Here is a 6,792-nt window from a genome sequence, read left to right on the forward strand (position 1 = left end):
GGGGAGAGGGCGGGGCGGTTCAAATTGAGGCAGATCGGCAAGCAGACCCCCAATACCCTCGCCCCCAACCCCTCTCCCATGTCATGGGAGAGGGGAGCCAAACCAATAAGGAGACAAGCACCATGCGCACCATCGCATCGCTGGAAGAACTGGAATCGCTCAAAGGCCAGGAAGTAGCCGTCAGCGACTGGTTGGAGATCACTCAGCAGCAGGTCAACCTGTTTGCCGAGGCCACGGGCGATCATCAGTGGATTCATATCGACGTGGAACGTGCGAAGCGGGAATCGCCGTACGGCGCCCCGATTGCACATGGCTTTCTGACGCTTTCGCTGCTGCCACAGTTCATGCAGAACGCGATCCACATGGAAGGCGTGAAGATGGGCGTCAACTATGGCCTGAACCGGGTCCGCTTCATGGCGCCGGTGCCAGTGGGCAGCCGCCTGCGCGCGCGCGTGAAGCTGCTTGGCGTGGAACGCCTTGAGCCGATGCCGAACGGCCTGACTGGTGCGCAGTCCACCTGGGGGGTGACGATCGAGCGGGAGGGCAGTGATCGTCCGGTCTGCGTGGCGGAATCGATCAGCCGGCGCTATTCCTGAGCCCTGACATATCGATCAAACAACAAGGGCCGCTAGAACGCGGCCCTTGTTGTTTGTCCAGTGGAATCGTCGAAAAACAATCAATCACAGCATGACTGTTTCCTGCTTGCGACAGATCAAAGCATTGTCCGATTAAAAGAACAGTGTTTCCGTTGTGTCTGGGTTTACCCGTAATGTTGCGTTGCGGTACAGTCGCGCCCACGATGTTTGAAGTAATGCGATATCCGCTCGGAGACCGTTCTCACTGCGCTGGTGAGGGGGGCTCTACAAGCGGTTATGGCGTGAGCATCGTGACACAACGCTCGTCCCGGTGGCAGCCCGAACCGGGACAGACGCAGTTCAGGCAGTCGGTCACCTCAGCGCTCGCTCCCGCCCCTTCAGGCGCGCGCACGCAGTCGTCAGTTGCTGTCCAAGCCGCGTTCATGGCGTTGCCCGGCCGCATGGTCCGCAGGCGTTTGCATCGCCCATTTCGCAGCGCCAGCTTTGGACACGTCCTCCGGTTTTTCCCAGCCCAGCCAGCCAGTTGCCCCGTGCAGCAGGTAGGCGGTGCCACGCTTGTGCACAGGCGTGGCGCAACCAGACCGTCGTGACATGAAGAAACCAAAAATGCCGCCCCTGATGCGGTACCTGCCTTGCCTTGGCCTGCTCCTGCTGGCCGGCTGCAACCTCACGCTGATGGACCCGAAAGGGCAAGTCGGCGTCGACATCAAGGGCATCATCCTGATCGCCACCTGGCTGATGCTGCTGGTCGTCGTACCGGTCATCATCCTGACGCTCGTGTTCGCGTGGAAGTATCGCGCCGGCAACAAGTCCGCTCAATACGACCCTGACTGGTCGCACTCCACCCGCATCGAAGTCGTGGTCTGGCTGATCCCCTGCCTGATCATCATCGCGCTGGGCATCATCACCTGGAAGTCGTCGCACGATCTCGATCCGTACAAGCCGATCGAATCGAACGTCAAGCCGGTGACCGTGGAAGCCGTGGCGATGAACTGGAAGTGGCTGTTCATCTATCCGGAACTGAAGATCGCGACGGTGAACCAGCTCGCGCTGCCGGTAGGTACCCCGGTGAACTTCAAGATCACGTCGGATTCGATCATGAATTCGTTCTTCATCCCGCAACTGGGCAGCCAGGTTTACGCCATGGCAGGGATGGAGACCAAGCTGCACCTGATCGCCAGCGAAGCCGGCACGTATGACGGCATGTCCGCCAACTACAGCGGCGGCGGCTTCTCGGGCATGAAGTTCAAGGCCATCGCCATGTCGAACTTCGAGTTCGACAAGTGGGTGGAAAAGGTGCGCGCGTCCGAAAAGCAGCTCGCGTCCGAGGACTACAAGGTCCTGGCCAAGCCGAGCGAAGCGGATCCGGTGACGTACTTCGGCAAGGTCGAAGACGGTCTGTTCACCGGCATCCTGCATCAGTACATGGGCGGCGACGGCCATGCCATGGCCCGCGAAGGTTTCGATGGCGGTCCGGTCTGCACGTCGCGTAACACGCTCGGTGAAGAGCGGGTGTCCATGGCCACGCCGGCCAAGCCGGCGCTGGGCGCGCAAATCTAGGAGCAATGATGTTTGGCAAATTGAGTTTGTCGGCGATTCCGTTTCATGAGCCGATCATCATGGTCACACTGGCCTGTGTCGCCCTTGGCGGGCTGGCGCTGCTCGGTGCGATCACGTACTTCAAGAAGTGGAATTACCTGTGGACCGAGTGGATTACCTCGGTCGACCACAAGCGCATCGGCGTGATGTACTCGCTGGTGGCGCTGATCATGCTGCTGCGTGGCTTTGCCGACGCGATCATGATGCGTACCCAGCTGGCGGTTGCCACTAACGGCGCCACCGGCTTCCTGCCGCCCGAGCACTATGACCAGGTGTTCACGGCCCACGGCGTGATCATGATCTTCTTCGTGGCCATGCCGCTGATGACGGGCCTGATGAACCTCGTGGTGCCGCTGCAGATCGGCGCGCGCGACGTGGCTTTCCCGTTCCTGAACACGCTGAGCTTCTGGCTGTTCGTGGCTGGCGCGCTGCTCGTGAACGTCTCGCTGGGCGTTGGCGAATTCGCCCGTACCGGATGGCTGGCCTACCCGCCGCTGTCGGGCCTGGACTACAGCCCGGGCGTGGGGGTGGACTACTACCTCTGGTCGTTGCAGATATCAGGCCTTGGGACATTGCTGACTGGCGTGAACTTCCTGGTGACCATCCTCAAGATGCGCGCTCCGGGCATGACGCTGATGCGCATGCCGGTGTTCACCTGGACCGTCCTGTGCACGAACGTGCTGATCGTGGCTGCCTTCCCGGTGCTGACGGTGTCGCTGGCACTGCTGGGCCTGGACCGCTATTTCGACATGCACTTCTTCACGAACACCGCTGGCGGCAACGCCATGATGTACGTGAACCTGATCTGGATCTGGGGCCACCCCGAGGTCTACATCCTGGTGCTGCCAGCGTTCGGTATCTTCTCGGAAATCATCTCCACGTTCTCGGGCAAGAAGCTGTTCGGCTACAAGGGCATGGTGTACGCCACCAGCGCGATCATGGTGCTGTCGTTCATCGTGTGGCTGCACCACTTCTTCACGATGGGCTCCGGCGCCAACGTGAACGCGTTCTTCGGCATCACGACAATGATCATCTCGATCCCGACGGGCGTGAAGATCTTCAACTGGCTGTTCACGATGTACCGTGGCCGCGTGCAGTTCACGTCGCCGGTGCTGTGGACGCTGGGCTTCATGATCACGTTCGTGATCGGCGGCATGACCGGCGTGCTGATGGCCGTGCCGGCTGCTGACTTCGTGCTGCACAACAGTCTGTTCCTGATTGCTCACTTCCACAACGTGATCATCGGCGGCGTGCTGTTCGGCTACCTGGCCGGCGTGACCTACTGGTGGCCGAAGGCCTTCGGCTTCACGCTGAACGAGCGCCTGGGCAAGTGCGCCTTCTGGTGCTGGCTGGTGGGCTTCTACTTCGCCTTCATGCCGCTATACGTGCTGGGCCTGATGGGCATGACCCGTCGTCTGAACCACACCGACAACCCGGCCTGGACGCCGTGGCTGCATCTGGCCGTGGTGGGCGTGGTGTTCGTGGCGCTGGGCATCTTCTTCCAGGTGCTGCAGATCGTCGTGTCGATCCGCGACCGCAAGAAGCTGGCCGACGTGACGGGCGACCCGTGGGGTGGCCGTACGCTGGAATGGGCAACTTCGTCGCCGCCGGCGTTCTACAACTTCGCGCACACCCCGGTGGTGCGTGACCTGGACGCGTTCGCCGACATGAAGGCCCGTGGCGAGAAGATCCGCACGGATGGCTTCGAGCAGATTCACATGCCGAAGAACACCGCCGCCGGCTTCTACATGGGTGCCTTCAGCCTGGCGCTGGGCTTCGCGCTGACCTGGCACATCTGGTGGCTTGCCGCCGTGGGCCTGATCGGCATGGTCGTGTCGTTCATTCGTCGCGCCAACGATGACCATATCGATTACTACGTGCCGGCCTCCGAGGTCGAGCAGATCGAAACGCGCTACCAGCAGCGCATTGCTGCCCAGGGCTGATAACCATGTCGACTGAAGTTCTTGACCGCTTTGGGGCGAAAGCCCCCGCGCATGCGCACTCGCACGACGAGGCGCACGACCACGCGCATCACGACACCAGCGAGAACACCATCTTTGGTTTCTGGCTGTACCTGATGAGCGACTGCATCTTGTTCGCGTGCCTGTTCGCAGCATTCTCCGTCCTGCGCGGCGAAGTGGCGGGCGGCCCGTCGGGCAAGGAGATCTTCGAGCTGAACTATGTGCTCGTGGAAACCGCCATCCTGCTGTTCTCGTCGATCACCTACGGTTTTGCCATGGTGTCGATGCAAAACCAGCAGAAGGGCCGCGTGATGTTCTGGCTGGGCGTGACGTTCCTGCTGGGCGCCAGCTTCATGGGCATGGAAATCAACGAGTTCGCGCACCTGATTCATGAAGGTGCCGGCCCGAGCCGCAGCGCGTTCCTGTCGTCGTTCTTCACGCTCGTGGGCACCCACGGCCTGCACGTTGCCAGCGGCATGGTGTGGATGCTGGTGCTGATGTGGCAACTGTCGAAGAAGGGCCTGACCCCGGTCGTGGCCAAGCGCCTGAACTGCCTCAGCCTGTTCTGGCACTTCCTGGACGTGGTCTGGATCGGTGTGTTCACCGTGGTCTACCTGATGGGAGCAATGTAAATGGCACAGCAACACGCTTCGACCGCCGCTCACGGCGCGTCGCACGGCCACAGCAGCGTCAAGTCGTATGTAATCGGCTTCGTGCTGGCTGTGATCCTGACGGTGATCCCGTTCAAGATCGTGATGGACGGTACGATGGACCGCGGCACCATGCTGTGGATCATCCTTGGCATGGCCGTCGTGCAGATCATCGTGCACCTGAAGTACTTCCTGCACCTGGACGGCTCCGACGGTCAGCGCTGGAATGTGATGGCGCTGCTGTTCACGGTGCTGATCCTGTTCATCGTGCTGGCCGGTTCGCTCTGGATCATGCACAACATGAACGCCAACATGATGCCGTGGATGAAGTAACCATTCATACGGTCGTTTGAAAAACGGAGCCTTCGGGCTCCGTTTTTTATTGGCCACGGTGCGCAACGCACCGGCTTCGGCCATTGCTGCACCGGCACGTGCCGGTTCGCACCCGATCGCGGCGTTGCACATTCGCGGTGCGCCAGCCATCTCCCGGTCAGCCCTGCCTGCGGCACCAGCGTGGTGCGACACCGCGCGTCTCCCATCGAATTGTCACGTCCCGGCGGCCCGGGAAGGTGTGCCGGGCTGGCACGCTAGTTGCGGAAGTGGTTTCCGGGGTGCGTAGTCCCTAATCACACGACAAACTGGGAGCTGCAATGAAACGACGTGACATCCTCAAGCTGTCGGCGGTAGCCGCCGCAGCGATGATCGGTACCAGCCCGCTGATGGCGCAGACCAACGAGCCGATCAAGGTCGGCATCCTGCATTCGCTGTCGGGCACGATGGCCATCTCCGAGACCTCGCTCAAGGACGTGGCGCTGATGACGATCGACGAGATCAACAAGAGCGGCGGCGTGCTGGGCCGCAAGCTCGAGCCAGTGGTGGTGGACCCCGCATCGAACTGGCCGCTGTTCGCCGAGAAGGCTCGTCAGCTGATTACCAAGGACAAGGTGGCCGTCACGTTCGGCTGCTGGACGTCGGTGTCGCGCAAGTCGGTGCTGCCGGTCTTCGAAGAGACCAACGCGCTGCTGTTCTATCCGGTGCAGTACGAAGGCGAGGAAATGTCGAAGAACGTGTTCTACACGGGCGCCGCGCCTAACCAGCAGGCGATCCCGGCCGTGGAATACCTGATGAGCAAGGAGGGTGGCGGCGCCAAGCGCTTCTTCCTGCTGGGCACCGACTACGTCTATCCGCGCACTACCAACAAGATCCTGCGTGCGTTCCTGAAGAGCAAGGGCGTGGCCGACAAGGACATCGAAGAGGTCTACACGCCGTTCGGTCATAGCGATTACCAGACCATCGTCGCCAACATCAAGAAGTTCGCACAGGGCGGCAAGACCGCCGTGATCTCCACGATCAACGGCGACTCGAACGTGCCGTTCTACAAGGAACTGGGCAATGCCGGCCTGAAGGCCAAGGACGTGCCGGTGGTGGCGTTCTCGGTGGGTGAGGAAGAGCTGCGCGGTATCGACACCAAGCCGCTGGTGGGCCATCTGGCGGCGTGGAATTACTTCATGTCGGTCAAGAATCCCGAGAACGACGCATTCAAGAAGCAATGGGCGGCATGGGTCAAGGCCAACAACCTGCCCGGCGGCGACAAGCGCGTGACCAACGACCCGATGGAAGCCACCTACGTCGGTATCCACATGTGGGCCCAGGCCGTGAAGAAGGCCGGCAGCACCGATCCGGACAAGGTACGCGCGGCGATGTACGGCCAGACGTTCAAGTCGCCGGACGGCTTCACGCTGACGATGGGCGACAACCACCACCTCTATAAGCCGGTGATGATTGGCGAGGTGAAGGGCGACGGCCAGTTCAGCGTGGTGTGGAAGACGCCGAAGCCGGTCCGCGCGCAACCGTGGAGCCCGTTTATCGCGGGTAATGAGGGCAAGGCGGACAAGGTCGCCGGGAATTGATGTCCCCTTGCAGTGGATATGCGCTCCCCTCTCCCATGTAATGGGAGAGGGGTGGGGGAGAGGGTGTTGAGGTTCA

6 protein-coding genes are annotated in these 6,792 nt (G+C 61.4%); all 6 read left to right on the top strand.

All coding sequences use genetic code 11. From position 1 onward, the window contains the following. Positions 1-122 precede the first annotated feature (122 nt). The 6 genes from B552_RS0126235 to urtA all read left to right on the top strand — a co-directional run bounded on the left by B552_RS0126235 (position 123) and on the right by urtA (position 6,716). Positions 123-596, top strand: a complete 474-nt coding sequence (locus B552_RS0126235) for a MaoC family dehydratase (RefSeq protein ID WP_019452039.1) — start codon at positions 123-125, stop codon at positions 594-596. Positions 597-1,187: 591 nt separating this feature from the next. Continuing rightward, positions 1,188-2,156 (top strand): ubiquinol oxidase subunit II, encoded by a 969-nt coding sequence (cyoA, locus tag B552_RS0126245; RefSeq protein ID WP_026036069.1) that lies wholly within the window; start codon positions 1,188-1,190, stop codon positions 2,154-2,156. Positions 2,157-2,164: 8 nt separating this feature from the next. Next, entirely contained in the window at positions 2,165-4,138 is a 1,974-nt protein-coding gene (cyoB, locus tag B552_RS0126250; RefSeq protein ID WP_026036070.1) for a cytochrome o ubiquinol oxidase subunit I, read from the top strand. Positions 4,139-4,143: 5 nt separating this feature from the next. After that, on the top strand, positions 4,144-4,788 hold the full coding sequence (cyoC, locus tag B552_RS0126255; RefSeq protein ID WP_019452043.1) for a cytochrome o ubiquinol oxidase subunit III: 645 nt from the start codon (positions 4,144-4,146) through the stop codon (positions 4,786-4,788). Further along, the gene (gene cyoD / locus B552_RS0126260; protein ID WP_019452044.1) at positions 4,789-5,139 is read left to right on the top strand and encodes a cytochrome o ubiquinol oxidase subunit IV; all 351 of its coding nucleotides are present in this window, start codon (positions 4,789-4,791) and stop codon (positions 5,137-5,139) included. 317 nt (positions 5,140-5,456) lie between these two features. Then, positions 5,457-6,716, top strand: coding sequence for an urea ABC transporter substrate-binding protein (gene urtA / locus B552_RS0126265; RefSeq protein ID WP_019452045.1), 1,260 nt, complete (start codon positions 5,457-5,459; stop codon positions 6,714-6,716). Positions 6,717-6,792 lie beyond the last annotated feature (76 nt).

Origin of the sequence: Cupriavidus sp. BIS7 (genome assembly GCF_000292345.1) — a bacterium.
In the GTDB taxonomy this organism is placed as follows: domain Bacteria; phylum Pseudomonadota; class Gammaproteobacteria; order Burkholderiales; family Burkholderiaceae; genus Cupriavidus.